Source organism: Tardiphaga robiniae, from assembly GCF_001618955.1.
GTDB classification, from domain to species: domain Bacteria; phylum Pseudomonadota; class Alphaproteobacteria; order Rhizobiales; family Xanthobacteraceae; genus Tardiphaga; species Tardiphaga robiniae_A.
Genome location: NZ_LVYV01000002.1, coordinates 196710 through 217438, shown reverse-complemented (window position 1 = coordinate 217438; position 20729 = coordinate 196710). Strand labels below are relative to the sequence as shown.

20 protein-coding genes, 1 tRNA gene and 3 pseudogenes are annotated in these 20729 nt (G+C 62.5%); 9 read left to right on the top strand and 15 right to left on the bottom strand.

Features of this window, described 5'->3' with window-relative positions; genetic code table 11:
- Positions 1–95 precede the first annotated feature (95 nt).
- Positions 96–329, bottom strand: a pseudogene (locus tag A4A58_RS06590) (integrase core domain-containing protein); the annotation flags it as partial.
- A gap of 41 nt (positions 330–370) precedes the next feature.
- A complete protein-coding gene (locus A4A58_RS06585; protein ID WP_068730655.1) occupies positions 371–1621 on the bottom strand; it encodes a DUF2325 domain-containing protein in 1251 nt (416 codons plus the stop codon).
- Here A4A58_RS06585 and A4A58_RS31805 point away from each other — a divergent pair.
- Positions 1605–1832 (top strand): annotated as a pseudogene (locus A4A58_RS31805) (helix-turn-helix domain-containing protein); the annotation flags it as partial. The gene A4A58_RS06585 and the pseudogene A4A58_RS31805 overlap by 17 nt on opposite strands.
- Here A4A58_RS31805 and A4A58_RS31425 read toward each other — a convergent pair.
- Positions 1745–1927 (bottom strand): hypothetical protein, encoded by a 183-nt coding sequence (locus tag A4A58_RS31425; RefSeq protein ID WP_244499687.1) that lies wholly within the window; start codon positions 1925–1927, stop codon positions 1745–1747. The pseudogene A4A58_RS31805 and the gene A4A58_RS31425 sit on opposite strands and share 88 nt — an antisense overlap.
- Positions 1928–2068, bottom strand: coding sequence for a hypothetical protein (locus A4A58_RS30745; RefSeq protein WP_158005660.1), 141 nt, complete (start codon positions 2066–2068; stop codon positions 1928–1930).
- Here A4A58_RS30745 and A4A58_RS31800 point away from each other — a divergent pair.
- Positions 2034–2168 (top strand): annotated as a pseudogene (locus A4A58_RS31800) (cupin domain-containing protein); the annotation flags it as partial. The gene A4A58_RS30745 and the pseudogene A4A58_RS31800 overlap by 35 nt on opposite strands.
- 227 nt (positions 2169–2395) lie before the next feature.
- On the opposite strand, the gene A4A58_RS06575 reads toward A4A58_RS31800, so the two are convergent.
- Positions 2396–2480, bottom strand: a tRNA-Leu gene (locus tag A4A58_RS06575).
- 101 nt (positions 2481–2581) lie between these two features.
- Positions 2582–2824 (bottom strand): FliM/FliN family flagellar motor switch protein, encoded by a 243-nt coding sequence (locus tag A4A58_RS06570; protein ID WP_068730739.1) that lies wholly within the window; start codon positions 2822–2824, stop codon positions 2582–2584.
- Positions 2825–2905: 81 nt separating this feature from the next.
- On the opposite strand from A4A58_RS06570, the gene lipB reads away from it, so the two are divergent.
- Positions 2906–3637: a lipoyl(octanoyl) transferase LipB gene (gene lipB, locus A4A58_RS06565; protein WP_068730653.1), complete on the top strand. Its 732-nt coding sequence runs from the start codon at positions 2906–2908 to the stop codon at positions 3635–3637.
- A 6-nt stretch (positions 3638–3643) separates the two neighbouring features.
- Here the strand turns inward: lipB and A4A58_RS06560 are convergent, their stop codons facing one another.
- From A4A58_RS06560 to A4A58_RS06550, 3 genes are read right to left on the bottom strand one after another with little or no spacing between them, the layout of a single operon-like run.
- Positions 3644–3943 carry an acylphosphatase gene (locus A4A58_RS06560; RefSeq protein ID WP_068730652.1) on the bottom strand — a complete coding sequence of 100 codons (300 nt, stop codon included), beginning with the start codon at positions 3941–3943 and terminating at the stop codon, positions 3644–3646.
- The gene (locus tag A4A58_RS06555; protein WP_283804891.1) at positions 3944–4810 is read right to left on the bottom strand and encodes an isocitrate lyase/PEP mutase family protein; all 867 of its coding nucleotides are present in this window, start codon (positions 4808–4810) and stop codon (positions 3944–3946) included. It lies immediately after the preceding gene.
- Complete coding sequence (locus A4A58_RS06550) at positions 4807–6822, bottom strand: acetyl-CoA carboxylase biotin carboxylase subunit (protein ID WP_068730651.1); 2016 nt, start codon at positions 6820–6822, stop codon at positions 4807–4809. The genes A4A58_RS06555 and A4A58_RS06550 overlap by 4 nt, the downstream gene beginning before the upstream one ends.
- Before the next feature lie 156 nt (positions 6823–6978).
- Between A4A58_RS06550 and A4A58_RS06545 the strand changes: the two genes are divergently transcribed.
- Entirely contained in the window at positions 6979–8808 is a 1830-nt protein-coding gene (locus A4A58_RS06545) for an alkaline phosphatase family protein (RefSeq protein ID WP_068730650.1), read from the top strand.
- Positions 8809–8878: 70 nt separating this feature from the next.
- Here the strand turns inward: A4A58_RS06545 and A4A58_RS06540 are convergent, their stop codons facing one another.
- Positions 8879–9445 (bottom strand): hypothetical protein, encoded by a 567-nt coding sequence (locus A4A58_RS06540; RefSeq protein ID WP_068730737.1) that lies wholly within the window; start codon positions 9443–9445, stop codon positions 8879–8881.
- Between the two features lie 384 nt (positions 9446–9829).
- Between A4A58_RS06540 and A4A58_RS06535 the strand changes: the two genes are divergently transcribed.
- The 3 genes from A4A58_RS06535 (at position 9830) to A4A58_RS06525 (ending at position 12750) form a co-directional block, all read left to right on the top strand.
- Positions 9830–10489, top strand: coding sequence for a peroxiredoxin (locus tag A4A58_RS06535; RefSeq protein ID WP_068730649.1), 660 nt, complete (start codon positions 9830–9832; stop codon positions 10487–10489).
- Between the two features lie 345 nt (positions 10490–10834).
- On the top strand, positions 10835–12313 hold the full coding sequence (locus tag A4A58_RS06530) for a cryptochrome/photolyase family protein (RefSeq protein ID WP_068730648.1): 1479 nt from the start codon (positions 10835–10837) through the stop codon (positions 12311–12313).
- Between the two features lie 74 nt (positions 12314–12387).
- On the top strand, positions 12388–12750 hold the full coding sequence (locus A4A58_RS06525; protein ID WP_068730647.1) for a hypothetical protein: 363 nt from the start codon (positions 12388–12390) through the stop codon (positions 12748–12750).
- A 165-nt stretch (positions 12751–12915) separates the two neighbouring features.
- Here the strand turns inward: A4A58_RS06525 and A4A58_RS06520 are convergent, their stop codons facing one another.
- Complete coding sequence (locus tag A4A58_RS06520; protein ID WP_068730646.1) at positions 12916–13803, bottom strand: DMT family transporter; 888 nt, start codon at positions 13801–13803, stop codon at positions 12916–12918.
- Between the two features lie 101 nt (positions 13804–13904).
- Here A4A58_RS06520 and A4A58_RS06515 point away from each other — a divergent pair, with 101 nt between their 5' ends.
- The gene (locus tag A4A58_RS06515) at positions 13905–15032 is read left to right on the top strand and encodes an S-(hydroxymethyl)glutathione dehydrogenase/class III alcohol dehydrogenase (protein WP_068730645.1); all 1128 of its coding nucleotides are present in this window, start codon (positions 13905–13907) and stop codon (positions 15030–15032) included.
- A gap of 81 nt (positions 15033–15113) precedes the next feature.
- Here the strand turns inward: A4A58_RS06515 and A4A58_RS06510 are convergent, their stop codons facing one another.
- On the bottom strand, positions 15114–16130 hold the full coding sequence (locus A4A58_RS06510; RefSeq protein ID WP_068730644.1) for a bile acid:sodium symporter family protein: 1017 nt from the start codon (positions 16128–16130) through the stop codon (positions 15114–15116).
- Positions 16131–16228: 98 nt separating this feature from the next.
- Here A4A58_RS06510 and A4A58_RS06505 point away from each other — a divergent pair, with 98 nt between their 5' ends.
- Positions 16229–17092, top strand: coding sequence for a LysR substrate-binding domain-containing protein (locus A4A58_RS06505; RefSeq protein ID WP_204378169.1), 864 nt, complete (start codon positions 16229–16231; stop codon positions 17090–17092).
- A 42-nt stretch (positions 17093–17134) separates the two neighbouring features.
- Here the strand turns inward: A4A58_RS06505 and A4A58_RS06500 are convergent, their stop codons facing one another.
- The 3 genes from A4A58_RS06500 to A4A58_RS06490 are packed head-to-tail and all read right to left on the bottom strand — an operon-like array spanning position 17135 to position 20711.
- A complete protein-coding gene (locus tag A4A58_RS06500; protein ID WP_068730642.1) occupies positions 17135–19213 on the bottom strand; it encodes an acetate--CoA ligase family protein in 2079 nt (692 codons plus the stop codon).
- Positions 19210–19578 carry a Zn-ribbon domain-containing OB-fold protein gene (locus tag A4A58_RS06495; protein ID WP_068730641.1) on the bottom strand — a complete coding sequence of 123 codons (369 nt, stop codon included), beginning with the start codon at positions 19576–19578 and terminating at the stop codon, positions 19210–19212. Before A4A58_RS06495 ends, A4A58_RS06500 begins: the two co-directional genes overlap by 4 nt.
- Positions 19575–20711, bottom strand: a complete 1137-nt coding sequence (locus A4A58_RS06490) for a thiolase family protein (protein ID WP_068730640.1) — start codon at positions 20709–20711, stop codon at positions 19575–19577. The genes A4A58_RS06495 and A4A58_RS06490 overlap by 4 nt, the downstream gene beginning before the upstream one ends.
- Positions 20712–20729: the final 18 nt, after the last annotated feature.

Below are 20729 nucleotides of genomic sequence, written 5' to 3'. Positions count from 1 at the left end.
TATCTGGAAACGAATCCCTGATTGATCGACGATGATTGAAGAATCAATCTTTTTATCGAGCCATTATGACCTGCTCCCCGATACGCCCTTGTTTATCAGGAGATTCTGTTCTGGGTTTGGCCCCTGTTGGTGCGGGTTGCAAACTCAGTTGATTTGATCCCGTTGAGGCTCGTGTGCGGTCGGTTGGTGTTGTAGTCGATCCTCCACTCCTCGATGATCTGGCGAGCCTCGTTGAGATTGTCGAATAGGTGCTCGTTCAAACACTCGGCACGCAGTCTGCCGTTGAAGCTTTCGACAAAGCCGTGCTGCATCGGTTTGCCGGACGCGATGCGTTTCAGCCCCTCAGCCGCAAACGCCCATGGCCTCTTCGCTACTTGATAAGTGAAAATCGACTGCGGTCGCCGACTGCCGAGATGAAGCTCGCCACACTCGCGGCGCGCAGCGGAACGAATGGCTTGCCATGATCGCGGCACAGCTTCTTGACCTGCCCTGCCGCATGATGGCTGACGCAATCGACCGGGAAAAAAGCGACATCGGCGCGGCTGATCAGGCCAGGCAACGCTGCCGAATTTTCCTCGATGCCGCCGTCATGAGCCAGAAGCGTTGCGCCACGCTTGGCGCACTGCACTTTCAGCTGCTCGATCAAGCCGGGGCGACCACCGACATAGAGCAATGTAAGGCCGTTCAATTCGTCCGCGATCGACGAGACTTCGTCCTCATTCCGGACGTCGACTTGCAGCGTAGCCTCGACCGCCGCGAGTTCGCTCTCGAGCTGGTTGTTCTGCTTGTGCAGATTTGCCGCAAATTTTCGCGCAGCCTGCAGCTGCTCTTCCAATTCGCCGACGCGACCGGCCAGTCTGGTCGCGTGCGCCTTCTCGGTATCGATCCGCAGGAGCAAGGCGGCCGCGTCGGGGCCGCCGCTCGATGTCGCGATCATCTGTTCGGTGAACACCAGCCTCCTGTTTTCAGCCTCAAGCGTTTCGATGCGGCGGAGAAGTTCGGAGCGATCCGACGCCCCCGCTGCCAAACGCGCTTCCTGACGCGCGAGCTTCGCATCACGCTCGCCGATCTCGCGTTCGAGATCACGCAGCCGGGCGATGTCCATCCGGTTCGACGAGCCGACCATATGCGACAGCATATGCACCTGGCCGAAAGCCTCCTCGATCAACGGACGGTCCGTTGCCGGATGCGTCAGGACCGCCCAATAGGCGCTCGGAATGACGCCCTCGTCGAAAGCCTTGAGCCAAAGCTCACGCACCTCAGCCGTCGTCCGTGCGTTCGAGAACCGCTTGACCGTCGTCTCATGACGATTGTCCAGCAGCTTGTGCAGCATCTTGCCCGCCACATCGTGCTGCCCGGCCGCGCGAACGCCGCGGCTATGAATCGCGTGATCCGTGATCGTTTTCGCATCGGTATCGCCGAACCTGACGAAGAACTGCCGCAGCTCGGCTGCCGTCAGGCAGGTGCCGATGATCGAGCAGTGCAGTGCCGGCGAGATATCCCAGATCCTGGCGCGACGATTGGCCTTGGGGTCGATGTTGACGAGAGCCTCTAACCCTTTGTGCCCGAGCAGCGGCGCGGACGTACTGGGCTTGATCTGAAGGATGGACTGGGATGACACCGGATATCCACTTCGCTATATTCAATTGGATATAACGCTAACGGTGGTTCGGGCGTTTGGCAACATGACCGGGGACGGCGTCTTGGACGCGAGATATCAGGCTGGCGGCGCTGAGCTGAAACGTCACCGCAAGGCGCGCAGGCTCTCCCTGCAGCAGCTTTCAGAGCGATCGGGCGTCAGCCGATCGATGATCTCGAAGATCGAGCGATCGGAAACCGTGCCGTCGGTGGCGTTATTCGGGAAGCTCGCCCGCGCGCTCGGTGTCGCGCTTCCTGATGCTGCCCCGGCTCCAGACCGCACGATCATTCACGTTCCCAGGAACCTGCAAACGGCGTTCAACGAAGGGATATCGGGCTTTTCGCGCCGCGCATTGTCCCCCGTCATCCCGGGCCGCAGCATCGACTGGGTGTCGATGACATTGCCGCCGGGCGGCAGGACCAGCGACATCGACATCCATCGCCGCGGGCTGGAACAGTATGTCTACCTGCTGGAGGGGAGCCTCACGGCACATATCGATGGCCGGCTGCTGGCGCTGGAGACCGGCGACTCGCTGTATTTTCAGGCGGACACCCGGCATTCGTTCGAGAATACGGGGGGCCGCAACCTGCCGGTATTTTGTCATTGTCGACAGCTCACGAGTCGGTTGCCGCTAACCGCCCCGCCGGCCCCTTCATGCACGGATGAGTGCCGTATCGTTGCGTGCCCACGGCTCGTCGCACCAGAGATACGACAGCGTACCGCAGTGAAAAGTCCAACAATTTCAAGGATGAGGTGTGGTGCGCTCGGAGGGACTCGAACCCCCACCCTGTTACGGACTGCCACCTCAAGGCAGCGCGTCTACCAATTCCGCCACGAGCGCTAAAGAAATCCGGCGAGGGCAAATCGCCCGGCCGGATCAACCGGCGCCGATGTAACAAACCAATGATGGGGAGACAAGGCCTCTTGGCCTCTCCGGACCACCTATCTGTGGTCGGGGGACCGTGGCAGCATCTGCTTGACCTCAACCGCAATCCGGTTGCGATCGACCATCACCACACCACTGGCGACAGGCAGGTTATTGGCAAGAATTTTGACCTCGTCCTGCTCTGTGGCATCCAGTTCGATGATGGCGCCGCGGCTCAGTCGCATCACCTGATGGACGGGCATCGACGTGGTGCCGAGAACCACCATGATATCGACGGTAATTTTATCGAGGGTTGGCACGTCGGCCTCAAATTCCCAGATGCAGGATCGCACAGATGCAAGATTGCAGTGCGTGCGAGATCAACATGTTATGGTTAGCCAATGGTTAATGACCGCCAAACCCTCGATTTGACAGTGTTTTCTCGCGGCGTCGCCGGCGCCGCGGTGGAATGGCGGGTGTCCGACGCCCCGATTCCCTATCCCGAAGCCGTGGCCGAGATGGAAGCCCGGGCCGCGGCCATTGCCGACGGCACCGCGCCGGAACTGGTCTGGCTGCTGGAACACCCCCCGCTCTATACGTCCGGCACCTCCGGCAAGTCGGACGACCTGCTGGATGCCCGGTATCCGGTGTTCGAGACCGGCCGCGGCGGCCAGGTGACCTATCACGGCCCCGGCCAGCGGGTGGCCTATGTGATGCTCGACCTCAAGGCGCGCCGGCCGGATGTGCGGGCCTATGTGGCGGCGCTGGAAGACCTGATCATCCGGACGCTGGACGCCTTCAACGTGAAGGGCGAGCGGCGCGAGGACCGCGTCGGGGTCTGGGTTGCCCGCCCCGACAAGGGCGCAGGATTCGAGGACAAGATCGCGGCCATCGGCGTACGGCTGCGGCGCTGGGTCTCGTTTCACGGCATCGCGATCAATGTGGAACCGGATCTGGCGCATTTCGACGCCATCGTGCCCTGCGGCGTGGTCGATCCGCGCTACGGCGTCACCAGCCTGGTCAATCTCGGCCTGCCCGTCGCGATGACCGATGTAGACGTTGCGCTGCGTCAGGCGTTTAAGGACGTGTTCGGCGAGAGCGAACAAGAGGTGGTGGACGGCGTGACGGTCTGATCAGGCTCAGAGTGTCGGCAGCATCGCGAAGCCGTCGCCTGCCCCGCGCAGTTTCAGCATGTCAGCACCGGCATCGGTCACATCGACAGCATCCACACGCGACGAGATCGGCCCACGTCGGCATTCGGCGATCATCTGCTCGACGACCGCGGAAGATCCGGCGAACACGGCCTCGACGCTGCCATCACGGCGGTTGCGCACCCAGCCCTGCAAGCCCAGCGACGTCGCAGTGTGTTCGGTCCAGTAGCGATAGCCAACGCCCTGCACACGGCCGCGGATCGCGACGTGACGGATCACGTCACTCATCTATTTCTTGAGCCCGAGAAAATCGATGCCGCGTTGCTTCACGATGGCGCCGCGGGTGACGCTCTCCGTCAGCTCGGCAGATGCGAGGTTCTTCAACTCTTTCGGCCCCGCACCTTCGCGCACTGCTTTAAGAGTCGCATGAACGGCGGCCGTCGCGGCGGAAATCGGCGCATGGCCCTGAATGGCGATGCGGACGCGCTGGGCGCTGAGGAAATCCCAATCCATGTCGTCGGTGGGGTTGCCGAGCACGATCGGCAGCGTGGTCGCGGCGCTTGCCGCTTGCAGCTCGGCGCGGCTCTTGAGGCCGGTGAACATCACGGCATCGACGCCGGCGGCTTCATAGGATTTGGCACGCGCAATCGCATCATCCACGGATGTGATGGAGGCAGCGCCGGTGCGGCCCACGATCACCAGCGCCGGATCCTGTCGCGCATTCAGTGCAGCCTTGACCTTGCCGACGCCCTCCTCTGCGGAGATCAACTGCGCCCTGGCTTCGCCAAAGGCCGCGGGCAGCAGCGTATCCTCGATGGTGAGACCGGCAGCGCCGGCGGCTTCCAGTTCTTCCACCGTACGGCGAACATTAAGCGCATTGCCGTAGCCGTGATCGGCATCGACCAGAACCGGCAGCGATCCGGCGCGCGACATCCGCCGCATCTGTTCGGTGAGTTCGGTGAGCGTGATCAGCGCGATGTCGGGATCGCCAAGAATGGCGAGCGACGCCGCCGAGCCGCCGAACATGCCGACCTCGAAGCCGAGATCTTCGGCGATACGCACCGAGATCGCGTCATAGACCGATCCCGAGCGCATGCAGCGATCGCCGGACAGAAGCGCCCGCAATCCGTAACGGCGTTGCCGGAAGGTCGTCACGCGAATTCAAGAATGAGCGCATCCACCGCCAGCGTTGCGCCGGCAGCGGCATGGATTTTCTTGACGGTGCCATCGCGTTCGGCACGCAGCACGTTCTGCATCTTCATCGCCTCCACAACGGCGAGGGTCTCGCCGGCTTTCACGTCCTGACCTTCGGTCACGGCAATCGAGACGACGAGGCCCGGCATCGGGCACAGCAGCTTCTTGCCGGTATCAGCCTTGACGCCAACCGGCATCAGGCGTGCGGCCGCAGCCTCGATCTCGGTGAAGACATTGACCGCGACTTCATAACCCTGATGGGCAATGCGGATACCGGACGCCATCGGGCGCACCTGCATGGCCACGTTGTGCCCGTCGATGGTGCCTTCCCAGACCGGCACGCCGGGCTTCCAGGACGACGAGAGCTTATGCGGCGTACCGGTCTTGCCGTCGGCACCGATGAAGGCCACGGTCACGACATCGCCGTCACGGGCTACATCGAGCGCGATCTCCTCACGCTCCAGCCATACCGCGCGGCGGCCGGCACGCGTCACCGCGCGACCGATCAACTGACCCGAAATCTGACGCTTGCGCTCGCCGTAGATGGAGTCGACGGCAGCGGCCACCGCGGCGATACGGCGAGCGACTTCGCCCTCCGGCGCCCTGGCGGCGAAGCCCTTCGGGAATTCCTCAGCGATGAAGCCGGTGGAGAGATTGCCCTCGCGCCAGCGAGGATGGCTCATCAGTGCCGACAGGAACGGAATGTTGTGTCTGATACCGTCGATATAGAAGGCGTCGAGCGCATGAGACTGGGCCTCGATGGCGGCGGCGCGCGACGGGGCGTGGGTGACAAGCTTGGCGATCATCGGATCGTAATAGATCGAGATCTCGCCGCCCTCCTGCACGCCGGTGTCGTTGCGCACGGTGATATTGTCGGACTTGCTCTCGGCCGGCGGACGATACTTCACGAGGCGACCGATGGACGGCAGGAAGTTGCGGAACGGATCTTCCGCATAGACGCGGGACTCCACGGCCCAGCCCGTCAGCGTGACGTCCTTCTGCGCAAGCTGCAGCTTCTCGCCGGCAGCGACGCGGATCATCTGCTCGACGAGGTCGACGCCGGTGACGAGCTCGGTGACCGGATGTTCGACCTGCAGACGAGTGTTCATTTCGAGAAAGTAGAAGCTCTTGTCCTGGCCGGCGACGAATTCCACCGTGCCGGCGGAGTCGTAATTCACGGCCTTGGCCAGCGCGACGGCCTGCTCGCCCATCTTGCGGCGGGTGGTCTCGTCGAGCAGCGGCGACGGCGCCTCCTCGATGACCTTCTGGTTGCGGCGCTGGATCGAACATTCGCGCTCGCCGAGATAGATCACGTTGCCGTGCTTGTCGCCGAGCACCTGGATTTCGATGTGGCGAGGATCGACGATGAACTTCTCAATGAAGACACGGTCGTCGCCGAACGACGACTTGGCCTCGGCCTTGGCGAGGTTGAAACCCTCGACCACTTCCGAAGTCGAATGCGCGATGCGCATGCCCTTGCCGCCGCCGCCGGCGGACGCCTTGATCATCACGGGATAGCCGATCTCGTCGGCGATCTTCACGGCGTGCTTGTCGTCGGTGATGACGCCGAGATAGCCCGGCACGGTGGAAACGTTGGCCTTGGCCGCCGCCTTCTTGGATTCGATCTTGTCGCCCATGGCGGCGATGGCGCCGGGATTGGGGCCGATGAACACGATACCGGCGGCCTCCAGCGCGCGCGGGAAGGCCTCGCGCTCGGACAGGAAGCCATAGCCGGGATGCACCGCTTCGGCGCCGGTCTGCTTGCAGGCCTCGACGATCTTCTCGATCAGGAGATAGCTCTCGGCCGCGGCCGGAGGTCCGATGAATACGGCCTCGTCGGCCATCTCGACATGCAGCGCGTCACGGTCAGCTTCGGAATAGACAGCGACGGTCTTGATGCCCATTTTGCGGGCGGACTTGATGACCCGGCAGGCGATCTCGCCGCGATTGGCGATCAGAATTTTTTTGAACATGAGCTGTCTTACTTGCAACCTTGAGGCGGGATCGGAAAGATGGGGTCGACGGTACAATGTGGCATGGAGCCGCAGTCGTAACAATTCTGTCGCGGACAAAAACTAGAGAAGACGTCTGGACCGGATCGGCCGAGTTCTTTCGAAGCGAGGTTTTTCATGCGCTGCGCCACCATCCTCTCCCTCAGTCTTACTCTTATATCCGCAACAACGGCTTTCGCCCAAAACAGCCCTCCCCGCAACCTCATTTTGTTCGTACCTGATGGGCTCCGGGCGCTGAAAGTGACGCCGGAAACGGCGCCTGCGATGTCCGCACTGCGGGATAAAGGCGTCAATTTCCGGAATTCGCATTCGCTGTTTCCGACCTTCACCATGGCCAATGCGTCGGGCATGGCGTCCGGCCATTATCTCGGCGATACCGGCGTGTTCTCGAACTCGATCTATACCGGCCACCCCACCCCGGTGCAGAACAACAGCCCGATCCCTTTCATCGAACACGACCAGGTGCTGGGCGACCTCGACGAGCAGTTCAACGGCGACTACCTCAATGAAGAGACGCTGCTGAAGGCCGCGCGCAAGGCCGGCTATTCCACCGCCGCGATCGGCAAGGTCGGCCCGACGCTGATGTTCGATCACACCGAACGCACCGGCAAGGAGACCATCACCATCGACGACCAGACCGGCGGCATCGACAAATCGGGCAAGCTGCTCGGCATTCCCCTGTCTGACGAGATGAAGGACGCTTTGGCCAAGGCCGGCCTGGCGGTGGAAACACCGGGCCGCGGCGACAACGGCAAGGCGGGCGACGCCAAGACGCCCGGCACCACATCGGCCAATATTACGCAGCAGGCCTATATGGCCGATGTCGCCAGCAAAGTGGTGCTGCCGATGTTCAAGGCACGCAACAAGCCGTTCGTGCTCATCTTCTGGTCGCGCGATCCCGACGGCACCCAGCACAATCAGGGCGACAGCCTCAACAAGGTGACGCCCGGCATCAACGGCCCCTCGTCGCTCGCCTCGATCAAGAATGCCGACGACAATCTCGCGCAGCTGCGCAAGACGCTCGACGATCTCGGCCTCGCCGCCAATACCAACATCATGATCTCGGCGGATCACGGCTTCTCGACGATCTCCAAGGAGAGCAAGACCTCGGCGACCATCAAGGGCACCTATGCGGATACGCCGGAAGGCTTCCTGCCGCTAGGCTTCCTGGCCATCGACCTCGCCAAGTCGCTCGACCTGCCGCTGTTCGATCCCAACGACAAGTTCGCCGCCGTTACCGACAACGCGTATCCGAAAGCCGGCAACGCCTATATTGGCAAGGACAAAGACAAGCCCGAGCTGATCATCGCCACCAATGGCGGCTCCGACCTGATCTATCTGCCGACCGGCGACAAGGACCTCGCCGGCCGCACCGTAAAGGCGCTGCTGAAACAGGATTACATCAGCGGCATCTTTGTCGAGGACTCGCTGGGCTCCTTCCCCGGCGCGCTGCCACTGTCGTCGATCAACCTGTCCGGCAAGGCTGTCACGCCGCATCCCGCGATCGTCGTCTCATTCCGCTCCTATTCGGAGGGCTGCGAAGAGCCGGCGGCGTGCCAGGTCGAGATCGCAGACACCGTGCTGCGTCAGGGCCAGGGCATGCACGGCTCGTTCGGGCGTGGCGATACCCACAACTTCATGGCGGCGATCGGACCGGACTTCAAAGCCGGCTTCGTCGATCCCCTGCCGGTCAGCAATGCCGATACCGGCATCACCGCCGCGCACCTGCTTGGCCTGAAGCGCGACGCCAAAGGCAGCCTGATCGGCCGCGTGATGAGTGAAGCGACGGTGACGGGCGAAACGCCGACGGCAACCACCGACGTGATGCGTTCGGCGCCCGACGATCAGGGTCTGGTCACGGTGCTGCAACTGCAGAAGGTCGGCGAGCACAAGTATTTCAATGTCGCCGGTTTCCCGGGCCGGACTGTCGGACTCGACGCGAAGTAAGAGACAGCCCAAACAAAAAACGGCGGAGCCATGCTCCGCCGTTTTCGTATTCTGATGATCTGCGACCGGCTTACATGCCGATGTCGAACACGTTCGGCAGTTGCAGCGTCGCGGCGCCGACCACGGTCGTGACCAGCGTCATGATGGCGGCATTGCTGACGCGCTTGGCGCGCATCTGCGACGCGATCCATTCGAGCACTTCGATATTCACACCGACGGCCTTGGTCGGCGCCCAGGTCTCGATGGCAACATCGGGCGAAAGCGCCACCGCGCGCGGCGGCACCGGCAGGCCCGACGCGGACGCCGCGTGATGCACGACAGCCTTGGCGAACAGGTCGTCGAAACGACCATCATCGCTGCGCTCGGCTGCCGCTTCGTTGATCGCAAACAGTGCCTCGGCCTCATCGCGGCTGACCGGCTGGCTGGCCAGCGCCGACGCACCCAGGATGCGCTCGCACCAGGCGGCGTCATCGGCATCGAGTGCACGGGAGAAATGGATACGGCCACGGGTGGTCGGCCCTTCGCCGGTGATGACGCCGTCGCGCACGATGGCGAGGGCCTGCGCCGCGGCGCGATGGTCGTTGATATTGGAGGTTTCGATGGCGCCGATTACGTCGGCAGCGGCAGCGGATGACATTTCAAACTCTTCTGTTTTCAGCATATTTCTCAACATGACCCAGCAATTCCACGGGGGACTTAACGCTCGGTTAAGAACTCGATCCGGGATTTTCTTATCCCTAACCGTTGCAATTCAGTCGCGCCGGGGCACCGTCTGGTTCGATCAGGTGTGACGATCCGGTCAGGCGGGATTGCGCCGGGCGGGAGGCAACATCACGGCACCCGATAACATCATGTTGCGTGGGTGTTTTGCCGCAGCCCCCTTGCGTGAAACTGGATGCCAGCGCGCACCTAATTTGAAGAAAGTTCTTGTCCTTTTTGCCGGACAGTTCCATTTACCAGCGTGCGCGTTTATAATCGGCTCACAAAATTCATCTGTAATCAGAATGACATGAGGTCCATCATGACGCTCCAGATCAACGCCGTCGCCCCCGATTTCGAGGCCGAAACCACGGCTGGCCGCATCAAGTTCCACGACTGGATCGGCGATAGCTGGGCTCTTTTGTTCTCGCATCCGAAGGACTTCACCCCGGTCTGCACCACCGAGCTCGGCGCGCTCGCCAAGCTGCAGCCGGAGTTCGACAAGCGCGGCGTCAAGCTGATCGGCCTCAGCGTCGATCCTGTGCACAAGCACGCGCAGTGGGTCGACGACATTAACGAAACCCAAGGCGCCCGCCCGACCTTCCCGATGATCGGTGACACCGATCTCAAGGTCTCCAAGCTCTACAACATGCTTCCGGCCGACGTGGCGGGCGATGCCGACAGCCGCACCGCCGCGGACAACGCCACCGTGCGCAACGTCTTCATCATCGGGCCGGACAAGAAGATCAAACTGGTGCTGGTCTATCCGATGACCACCGGTCGCAACTTCCAGGAAATCCTGCGCGTGATCGATTCACTGCAGATGACCGCCAAGCATCGCGTCGCGACGCCGGCCGACTGGCAGCAGGGTCAGGACGTCATCATCGCTGGCTCCGTCACCAATGACGAAGCCAAGACGATCTATCCGAATGGCTGGAAAGAACCGAAGCCTTATATCCGCATCGTGCCGCAGCCGAAGTAACGCTGCGACTGATTTGCAGAAATGAAAGAGGCGCCGCGAGGAAATCGCGGCGCCTCTTTTCTTTGACCCGTCGAATCGATGCTGCAGGCACTATCCGTCGTCATGGGGTCGCCTTCTCCACGTCCTTACGGGGAGCCCTTCGCGACGATGCCGAGGAGGAGCAGATCCAGCGGCAGCATGACGATCGACGTCGTCACCTAGAGAACCGCGTATCGCTTCGAAATCGCTTCCAGTACCAATTCGGTAATAAATGTCCTGATACTACGCGCCAGCACGCGCAAGGTTGCAAACCCTCGCGGTATTCGAGGCCGGATCGATCACCCGACATCCGCGTTAGATGAAGTGATGACCGATCAATCCCAAACACCGACCATCGTCTGGTTTCGCGACGACCTTCGTCTATCCGATCACCCTGCCCTTCATGCCGCGGCCAGGCGCAATGCGCCGGTGATCTGTCTCTACATCCTCGATGAACAGAGCAAGGCACTGAAGCCACGGCAGGCGCGGCCGATGGGCGGCGCGACGAGGTGGTGGCTGGCGCAGTCGCTGCGCGCACTCAGCGCGAGCCTCGACGCCATCGGCGGCACGCTGGTGCTGCGCAAGGGCGCTGCGGCCGACGTCATTGTCGATGTGGCGCGCGCAGTCGATGCCAGCCACGTCTTCTGGAACGAGATCGTGCAGGCGCCGCATCTCGCGGTCGCCGATGGCGTCACCGAAGCGCTCGCCGATCTCGATGTCGGCACGCAGAGCTTTCCGGACGATCTCCTGGCACATCCTGCGACAATCCGCGCCAAGGAGACCGGCACGAAGGAGAGCCGCGGCTTGCGCGTATTCACACCGTTCTGGCGGCGCGTCCAGGCGATGGGCGGACCGGCGAAGCCGCTTCCGGCGCCGAAGAAACTGCTGCCCGCGCCGAAGCTGAAGAGCGACAAGCTCGCCGACTGGGCGCTAGAGCCATCGAAGCCTGACTGGGCCGGCGGTCTGCGCGAGACGTGGACGCCAGGCGAAGCCGCCGCGCAGAAACATCTCAAGCGTTTCCTCAGGGAGATCGCGGGCTATAGCAGCGATCGCGATCGGCCCGACCGCGAGATCACGTCGCGCCTCTCGCCGCATCTACGCTTCGGCGAGATCAGTCCGCGACAGATCTGGACTGCCGCGCATTTCGCAGCTGCAGAACATCCGACGCACAGCAGCGACATCGCAAAGTTCATGAGCGAAGTCGGCTGGCGCGAGTTCTGTCGCCATCTGCTGTTCGATGTTCCCGATTTGGCCACGCGCAATCTGCAATCATCCTTCGATGAGTTCCCATGGAAGACTGATCGGACGGCATTGCGCGCGTGGCAACGCGGTCTGACCGGCTATCCGATCGTCGATGCGGGCATGCGCGAGCTCTGGCACACCGGTGTGATGCACAATCGCGTACGCATGGTGGTCGCATCCTTCCTCGTCAAACATCTGCTCATCGACTGGCGCGAGGGCGAGAAGTGGTTCTGGGATACGCTTGTCGACGCGGATGCGGGCAGCAATCCCGCCAACTGGCAGTGGGTCGCAGGCTCTGGCGCGGATGCAGCACCCTACTTCCGCGTCTTCAATCCGATCCTGCAGGGTGAGAAGTTCGATCCCGGTGGTGTCTATGTCAGGCGCTGGATACCTGAACTGACAGAACTATCCACAAAACATATTCATCAGCCTTGGACAGCTTCACCGCTCGAACTCAAAAACGCGGGAATCACTTTAGGCAAAGACTATCCGTCGCCGATCGTCGATCACAAAGTCGGTCGCGAGCGCGCATTAAAGGCGTACACAACGATACGAAATAGTTGACTGTCGATGACACACTCTTCAACACGCGCCCGAATCGGACTAACGTGAAAAAGTCGACAATGTTGGGGGATGCTATGAACGACGACACTCCAGTCCTGGAGCAAGTGACGGACGCGCTTAGCAGCGCAGCCGACGCGACTAAGGAAGTCGCCACCTCGGTGGCGAAGAAGGTCAAGAAGGCCGCAAAGAAAGTCGCAAAGAAAGTGACCCCGGCTAAGAAGACGAAGAAGTCCACCAAGAAAACTTCTGCGAAGAAATCTTCAAAGAAGAAAACCCAGAAAGCGAGACCAATGGCTAAGAAAGCAGTGAAGAAGACCGTCAAGAAGGCCGCCAAGAAGACCGTGAAGAAGGCTGCCAAGAAGACCGTGAAGAAGGCCGCCAAGAAGGCCGCTCCGAAGAAGGCCAAGAAGGCCAAGAAGGCTGCCAAGAAGAAGTAAGCTTCTTCGCAGATGTGAAAGCCTCCGGGTCCAAGCCCGGAGGCTTTTTCATGTCCGGGGATTGCAGTAGCCGTAGCCCGCATGAGCGCAGCGATATGCGGGAATGTCGCGCGTGTTGAAGCGCCGGGCCCCGGATGTCGCTTCGCTCATCCGGGCTACAGGGGGTTAAGGCCTGGCGCGGTTGACCAGCAATACTGCGGCGCCGCAGGCAATCATGCCGATGATGGCAACCGCATCGAGCTTTTCATCAAACAGAACGAACGCCATCAGCGCCGTCACGGCCGGCACCAGATAAAACAGGCTCGCCACCTGGCTCGAGGCCTGGCGCCGCAGCAGCCAGTAGAGCAGCCCGACGGTGCCGATCGACAGCACCACCGCGAGCCACACCACCGACAGCACGAACTCCGCCGACCAGTGGATCACATTGGTCTCAAGGGCCAGCGCGCCGATGCCGAGCATGACCATTGCTGCGAGTTGCTGAATGAAGCTGCCGGTGCGCCAGTCGATGCCGCCGCAATAGCGCTTCTGATAAAGCGTGCCGACGGTGATCGTGATCAGCGAAATGCCGGATGCAAACCATCCCCAGCCCGCCTCGCCCGTCATCGGCCGCCCATGCAGGATCAGCAGCACACCGGCGAGACCGAGCGCCACCCCGCCCCATTGCAGCGGCGTGACGCGCTCGCCGAGGAAGCGGCTCGCCAGAATGGAGGTGAAGATCGGCTGCAGGCCCGGGATCAGTGCCGACAGACCGACCGGGACCTTGTGCGCGACCGCAAACACAGTGCCGGCAAGATAGAGCCCCTGCACCAGCAGCCCGGCGACGATGCTGTGGCCGACGCCCGCGCGATCCGGCCATACCGGTCGTACCCACGCGACGATCACCGCCATGATCGCGACCACCAGCATCATGCGCACGGTCAGATAGGTCAGAGGCTCGGCGCCGTTCAGCACATACTTGGTGCCGATGAAGCCGGTGCTCCACAGCAGCACGAAGACGATGGGTGCGACGCGTCCGATCAGGGTTTCAAGATCGCTTTTCTGAACCTGTTTCATGGGCTGCTCAGTGCCCCATCATGTGCTAAGCGGCAATGGCTGTTTGCGCGGACCTGCCCGCCTGACATCACGACACCGAGACCATTATCGAAGGAATTGCCATGGACGTTCGCGCCGCCGTTGCCATCAGTGCCGGCAAGCCGCTGGAGATCACCACCGTTCAGCTCGAAGGCCCGCGCGACGGCGAAGTGCTGATCGAGATCAAGGCCACCGGCATCTGCCACACCGACGAGTTTACTTTGTCCGGCGCCGATCCCGAAGGCCTGTTTCCGGCGATCCTCGGCCATGAAGGCGCCGGCGTCGTCGTCGATGTCGGCCGCGGCGTCACATCCGTGAAGAAGGGTGACCATGTCATCCCGCTCTACACGCCGGAATGCCGCCAGTGCCCGTCATGCCTGTCGCGCAAGACCAATCTCTGCACGTCGATCCGCGCGACGCAGGGTCAGGGCCTGATGCCCGATGGCACCTCGCGCTTCTCGCTCGAGGGCAAGCCTGTTCACCACTATATGGGTACCTCGACCTTCGCCAATTACACCGTGCTGCCGGAGATCGCGGTGGCGAAGATCCGCGAGGACGCACCGTTCGACAAGGTCTGCTATATTGGCTGCGGCGTCACCACCGGCATCGGCGCGGTGTTCAACACCGCCAAGGTCGAGCAAGGCGCCAAGGCCATCGTGTTCGGTCTCGGCGGCATCGGCCTCAACGTGCTGCAGGGTCTGCGTCTCGCCGGCGCTGACATGATCATCGGCGTCGACATCAATAATGACCGCAAGGCCTGGGGCGAGCGCTTCGGCATGACGCATTTCGTCAACCCGAAAGAGCTGGGCAAGGATCTGGTCCCGCATCTCATCGACATGACCAAACGCGGTGCAGACCAGATCGGCGGCGCCGATTACACCTTCGACTGCACCGGCAATGTCACTGTCATGCGTCAGGCGCTGGAAGCCTGCCACCGCGGCTGGGGCGAATCCATCGTCATCGGCGTGGCGCCTGCCGGCGCGGAGATTTCGACGCGTCCGTTCCAGCTGGTGACCGGCCGCGTCTGGCGCGGCTCGGCCTTCGGCGGCGCCCGCGGCCGCACTGATGTGCCGAAAATCGTCGACTGGTACATGCAGGGCAAGATCCAGATCGACCCGATGATCACCCACGTGATGCCGCTGAGCGACATCAACAAGGGGTTCGATCTGATGAAATCAGGGGAATCGATCCGCGGCGTGGTGACGTTTTAAGCGCATCCGCCGCTCTGAATAAGGATGGCGCGCGAAGCCAACGAGCTTCGCGCGCCATCCTTCAACCCAACGAGCGACGCCTCACGTCGGCAGCATCGCGGCTTCGCCTTCGATACCCTGCTCAGCCCGGCGCCTCGCATAGCGCCGCGCAAGGATCGCGCAGACGAACAATTGAGCCTGGTGAAACAGCATGATCGGCAGCACGATCAGGCCGAGGGCGTGACCCGGGAAAAGGATCGCGGCCATCGGAATGCCGCTCGCCATGCTCTTCTTTGATCCGCAGAAGACGATGGCGATCTCGTCCTCGATCGAGAAACCCATCCAGCGGCTAGCCAGCATGGTCGAGACGATCACAACTGCAAGCACTGCCAGATCGATGGCGAGAATCGCTGCGAGAGTGCCGACCGAGAGCTGGCCCCAGATTCCTTCGACCATGCCGGCACTGAAGGCGGCATAGACAATGAGCAGCACGGAGCCGCGATCGACCGTCGAGGTGAGACGCGAATGGGAGAGCAACCACGCTCCGACCCAGGGGCGGATCAACTGCCCGACCACGAAGGGCGCGACGATCTGCGCGGCAATCTCTTCGAAGGCAACGAGGGAGAATCCGCTGCCTGCCGAAGACAGCAACAGCGCAACCAGGATCGGCGTGAGCACGACGCCGAGAAGATTGGACACCGATGCGCTGCACAGCGCCGCCGGGACATTCCCGCGCGCGATCGCGGTGAAGGCGATAGATGATTGTACGGTGGACGGCAGCAGACACATGAAGAGAAGACCGGTGGCGAGGTCGGCTGGCAAATACGGACGCAGCGCGAGACTCGCCGCAACGCCGACGAGCGGAAACAGAAGATAGGTGCTGGAGAACACCATCGACTGCAGCCGCCAATGCAGCAGGCCCTCCTTCACCGCGGTCGGCGACAAGCGCGCGCCATAGAGCAGGAAGAGGAGCGCCACAGCAGCGGTGACGGTGTGATCGACATAGACGGCGGCATCGCCGCGCGCGGGCAGGACGGCAGCCAGCGCGACTGTTGCTGTCAGCCACAACAGGAATTGATCGATCGGTAATTTGATATGGCGGCGTGCTGAAGTGATCATAGCGATGAGCCTCTGTTTGATGGCCCAGATCTAATTTCTTCCGCCTTGATGCAAAATCCCCATAACAACGATATCAATCATCATGTATCGTGATGATCATGGATCATGTGCCAGTCGACCTGTTGCAAAGCTTTGTCGCGGTTGCCGATGCCGGGAGCTTCACCGGCGCGGCCCGTCTCCTCGGGCTGCAACAATCGACCGTCAGCCAGCACATCCGGCGTCTCGAAGAGCAGACCGGCCGTCGCTTGTTCGACCGCAGCACCCACCGGGTGGGCCTCACTCCGGATGGCGATGTCCTGCTCGATCATGCGCGCTCGATCCTGGAACGCTATGCCCATCTGCAGCAGTATCTGTCGGCTGCGCCGCTGCGCGGCCGGTTGCGGTTCGGCGCATCGGAAGATTTCGTGCTGTCGGCATTGCCGAACGTGCTCGCCGCTTTCGCGCGCCGGCATCCGGAGCTTGATATCGAACTGCATTCTGGACTGAGCGAGGATCTGCGCACGTCATTCGATGCAGGTCGACTGGATCTCGCACTGGTGAAGCGGCGAGACGGCGACAGCCGGGGCAGGATTGCCTGGAAAGAGCCGATCGAATGGATGGCGCATCCCGAATTCCGGCTCGATCCCGACAGTCCCTTGCCGCTCATCCTCTACCCGCCGCCCAGCATCACGCGCGTCGGCGTGCTGGAGACTCTCGAAGCGGCGGGGCGACGATGGCGCATCGCATTCACGAGCGCCAATGTCTCCGGCCTGAGCGCTGCGGCGCGTGCCGGCATCGGCCTGTTGCCACATTCAGTCCGTTTGATGCCGCCCGGTTTGACGATCCTGCCGTCTCGTGAAGGTCTTCCGAAACTGCCCGACATTCAGTTCGCGGTGATCTTACCGGACCACCCGCCACCTGCCGTCGAAGCGCTCGCTGCGACCATCATGAACTGGGCCGGTCCGCGCGATCGGCAGAGCTAACGGATCGTCCTTCTCTCCGGCTCGCCGATCTGTCCATGCGCCCTACTCTCCCTTGAACACCACGGCGTCCACCACGACGCAGCCGTTCGTGTTCAGCATCACCGGATTGAGGTCGATGCTCATCACCTTGGCGGACGTATCCGCCATCAGCTCGCCGATCCGCACCATCGCATCCACAAGCACATCGACATCCATCGGCGGCTCACCGCGGACGCCTTCGAACAGTGGCGCGATGCGGAGCTTCGCCAGCGCGCGCTTGGCATCGTCCCTGGTGAAAGGCGGCAGCAGCAGCGTGGTGTCCTTGAACACCTCGACATATTTGCCGCCGTCGCCAACCATGACCACCGGACCGAAGACGGGATCGCGATGCGCGCCGATCACGATCTCACGGCGACCGCCGGTCATGGCGGCGATGATCACGCCGTCGAAGCGCGAGCCCTGCTTGCGGATGATCTCTTCCATCTCGGCATAGACCTCACCGACCGCCTCGCGCGAGGCGACGCCGAGCTTGACCAGACCAAGCTCCGACTTGTGGGCGATGTCGGCCGAGCAGCCCTTCACCACCACTTTGCCGCCTATGGCATCGAAGGCCGCCTCGGCTTCGGCGCGGGAATGCGCGAGCCGATACGGCACCACCGGGAGGCCGTGCGATGCCAGCAGAGCGAGGCTGTCGGCTTCGTTCAGCATCTCGGTCTTGTCGGCCGAGATCAGCGACGATGATGGACCACGCTTGCGCGCCTTCACGCGCGCCATCAGCTCATGATGCGACACATATTGATTGAGCGCGGTGACCGCCTCGACCTCCGTCGGGAATACCGAGACACCCTGCGCCTGAAACTCTCTGGCCACACTCGGCTGCGTCGCCGCGACCACCAGCGGCTTGCCGGTCTGCTGTGCGAAGGCGGCGCTATCGCGCGCGAAGGCCGGGACATCATAGCCCGGGCCCGCGACGGGCACGCCGATGATGAAGGCATCAGCCGCCGGATCTTCGGCAATCACAGGCAGGATGTCGCCGAACAAACGGCTGTTCGACAGCAGCGCCGCGGTGAGATCGATCGGATTGGTCGTGGTCGCGAAGCTCGGCAGGATGCCCTTCAGCTTCTTGTCGGTCTCGGGTGCCAGCTTCGCCATCGGCATGCCGACGGTCGAAGCAGCATCCGCGGTCATCACGCAGACGGCGCCGGAATTGCTGATCGCGACCAGGCGACGGCCGTGCGGCTTCCAGCCTTTCAGATAGAGCTCGGTCGCCTCGACGAGACCGCGCATATCCGGCGCACGCCAGATGCCATGATGTTCGAGGAAGGCATCGACCACGCGATCCTCATTGGCGAGCGCGCCGGTATGCGACTGCGCCGCCGCCTTGCCGGCATCGGTGCGGCCGGATTTCAGCGCGATGATCGGCAGGTTGCGATGGAGCGCGACTTCGGAGAGTTCCTCCAGATACTTCTTCTCCGGAATGCTCTCGAGATAGAGCAGCATCAGCTTCACTTCCGGGTCCTCGGCCACCGCGATGGCGAGTTCGCCGACAGTGATGTCACTGTCATTGCCGGTGGCATGGCTGTGGCGGACGCCGATGCCGCGCGGATTCAGGAAGCCGACCGGCACGGTGGACAATGCTCCGCTCTGGCTGAGCATGGCGACATGGCCTTCAACGCGCTCGAACTCCATGAACATGGTGGAGAACGATGCAATGGCGCCGGTGCCGAAATTGGCGAGGCCCTGCGTATTCGGGCCGACGATGCGCATGCCGTGTTTGTGCGCGATCTCGACCATGCGGCGCTCTTTGGCCTTGCCGGCGATGGCATCGACCTCGCCGAAGCCCGAGGCCATCACCAGTGCGATCTTGACGCCGGCCTTGGCGCAATCCTCGACGGCGCCGATGGCATTGTCGCCGGCGACGGCGACGATCACCATCTCGGGCGCTTCCGGCAGATCGGCGAGGCTCTTGTAGCACTTCTCGCCCTGGATCTCCGTGCGCGACGGATTGATCGGGTAGATCTTGCCCTTGAAGCCGAACTTCTGGAGATAGTGGACCGGACGGCCGCCGACCTTGTTAGGATTTTCCGAGGCGCCGATGATGGCCACGGATTTCGGATCGAGGGCGAAGCGCAGGCGGCTCATGAAGGAATCCTTTCGAAGAACGGAACGAGGCGGCCGGTGAATTGCCGATAGACGGCCTTCACTCTGTCGCCGATGACGAGATCGTTGGCGCCGTGGGCCATCATGCGAAAGCCTTCGGCGGTGTCGATGAGCAGAATATTGTAGGGCACATGCTCGCGCGCTTCGGGCGTGCCGGCGCGGAGCACGACCGACGACGCATAAACGGTGCCTTCGCCCCTCGCGACTTTATCGTCGAGGTCAGGTGCCCCACAGGCGGCGCAAAAACTGCGGCGGAAATACTGGATCGACTCGCAGGCGCGGCAGCTTTGATAACTGATCGCTTCAGTGCCGGTGGTCCAGTCGACGGCGGGCTTGAGCTCGCTCATGATACGCGCTCCAGGAACATGCTGACATGGGACGACAGCACGCCGCCGTCGCCGTGCAGCAGCGCGACGGAGGCATCCTTGACCTGGCGATTGCCTGCCCGGCCGGTCATCTGCAGATGCGTCTCGACCAGATGCGCCATGGCGCCACCGACGCCGCAATGACCGTAGCTCAGAAGACCGCCGTGCGTGTTGAGCGGCATTGCGCCGTGCTGGCCGAAATGGCCGGCGCGCACCCGTGCCGCCGCCTCGCCGCGGTCGGCGAGACCGAGATCTTCCAGCAACATCGCCAGTGTGATGGTGAAGCTGTCATAGACCGCGGCGTAACGGACGTCAGAGATTTCGATACCGGTTGCCTGTTTGGCGCGCGCGATGGCGATCTCCGCACCGAGTTCGGACAGCGCCGGCGCCGCGGTGATGTGCTGGTGGGTATGTGCCTGCGCAGCGCCGCGCACGCGGATTTTCGTTGGGCTGGTCGGCTCATAGCTCACAACGAAGGCCGCGCCGCCATCGGATACCGGGCAGCAGTCGAGCAATTTGAGCGGTGTCGCGATGGTCTTCGAGGCCATCACGTCAGCAACGGTGATCGGTTCGTGAAACTGCGCACCGGGATGGATCAGCGCATGCTTGCGCATCAGCACGGCGAATTCGGCGAGGTCTTCCTGCGTGACGCCGTATTCGTGCATGTATCTGTTAGCAACGAGGCCGTAATAGGCCGGGATGGTCGGGCCGAGCGGCACTTCATAGGTGGGATGACCGACCTGCGCCAGCGCCTGGATCGAGGCATCGCGGCTCTGACCGGTCAGCCGGTTCTCGCCGCCGACCACCAGCACATGTCTGGCGACGCCGCCCTCGACCAGTTGATGCGCCAGCATGGCCATCGCCATGCCAGTGGCGCCGCCCACCTGGATGGCATGGGCATAGGATGGCGTGATGCCGAAATGCTCGGCGAATACGGTGGCCAGCATGATATGCGGCATGGTGGTGGAATAGCCGCACAGGAAGCCATCGATATCGCCGCGCTTGAGGCCGGCGTCAATGAGCGCGAGCTCGGCGGCGCGGCTCATCAGGTCGATGGTCGATGAGCCCTCGTGCTTGCCGTAGGGGAGAAGACCGACGCCGGTGATGTAGCTCATGCGTCGCTCCAAACTCGA

Bases quoted from the DNA above. Each gene is read 5' to 3' on its own strand.
- A4A58_RS06490 (WP_068730640.1), bottom strand. From the start codon at position 20,711: ATGAGCTACATCACCGGCGTCGGTCTTCTCCCCTACGGCAAGCACGAG.
- A4A58_RS06560 (WP_068730652.1), bottom strand. From the start codon at position 3,943: ATGAGTGACGTGATCCGTCACGTCGCGATCCGCGGCCGTGTGCAGGGC.
- A4A58_RS06495 (WP_068730641.1), bottom strand. From the start codon at position 19,578: ATGAGCGAGCTCAAGCCCGCCGTCGACTGGACCACCGGCACTGAAGCG.
- A4A58_RS06520 (WP_068730646.1), bottom strand. From the start codon at position 13,803: ATGAAACAGGTTCAGAAAAGCGATCTTGAAACCCTGATCGGACGCGTC.
- A4A58_RS31425 (WP_244499687.1), bottom strand. From the start codon at position 1,927: ATGATCGTGCGGTCTGGAGCCGGGGCAGCATCAGGAAGCGCGACACCG.
- A4A58_RS06540 (WP_068730737.1), bottom strand. From the start codon at position 9,445: ATGTCATCCGCTGCCGCTGCCGACGTAATCGGCGCCATCGAAACCTCC.
- lipB (WP_068730653.1), top strand. From the start codon at position 2,906: ATGGTTAATGACCGCCAAACCCTCGATTTGACAGTGTTTTCTCGCGGC.
- A4A58_RS06510 (WP_068730644.1), bottom strand. From the start codon at position 16,130: ATGATCACTTCAGCACGCCGCCATATCAAATTACCGATCGATCAATTC.
- A4A58_RS06545 (WP_068730650.1), top strand. From the start codon at position 6,979: ATGCGCTGCGCCACCATCCTCTCCCTCAGTCTTACTCTTATATCCGCA.
- A4A58_RS06550 (WP_068730651.1), bottom strand. From the start codon at position 6,822: ATGTTCAAAAAAATTCTGATCGCCAATCGCGGCGAGATCGCCTGCCGG.
- A4A58_RS06515 (WP_068730645.1), top strand. From the start codon at position 13,905: ATGGACGTTCGCGCCGCCGTTGCCATCAGTGCCGGCAAGCCGCTGGAG.
- A4A58_RS06505 (WP_204378169.1), top strand. From the start codon at position 16,229: ATGGATCATGTGCCAGTCGACCTGTTGCAAAGCTTTGTCGCGGTTGCC.
- A4A58_RS06500 (WP_068730642.1), bottom strand. From the start codon at position 19,213: ATGAGCCGCCTGCGCTTCGCCCTCGATCCGAAATCCGTGGCCATCATC.
- A4A58_RS06535 (WP_068730649.1), top strand. From the start codon at position 9,830: ATGACGCTCCAGATCAACGCCGTCGCCCCCGATTTCGAGGCCGAAACC.
- A4A58_RS30745 (WP_158005660.1), bottom strand. From the start codon at position 2,068: ATGTCGCTGGTCCTGCCGCCCGGCGGCAATGTCATCGACACCCAGTCG.
- A4A58_RS06530 (WP_068730648.1), top strand. From the start codon at position 10,835: ATGACCGATCAATCCCAAACACCGACCATCGTCTGGTTTCGCGACGAC.
- A4A58_RS06525 (WP_068730647.1), top strand. From the start codon at position 12,388: ATGAACGACGACACTCCAGTCCTGGAGCAAGTGACGGACGCGCTTAGC.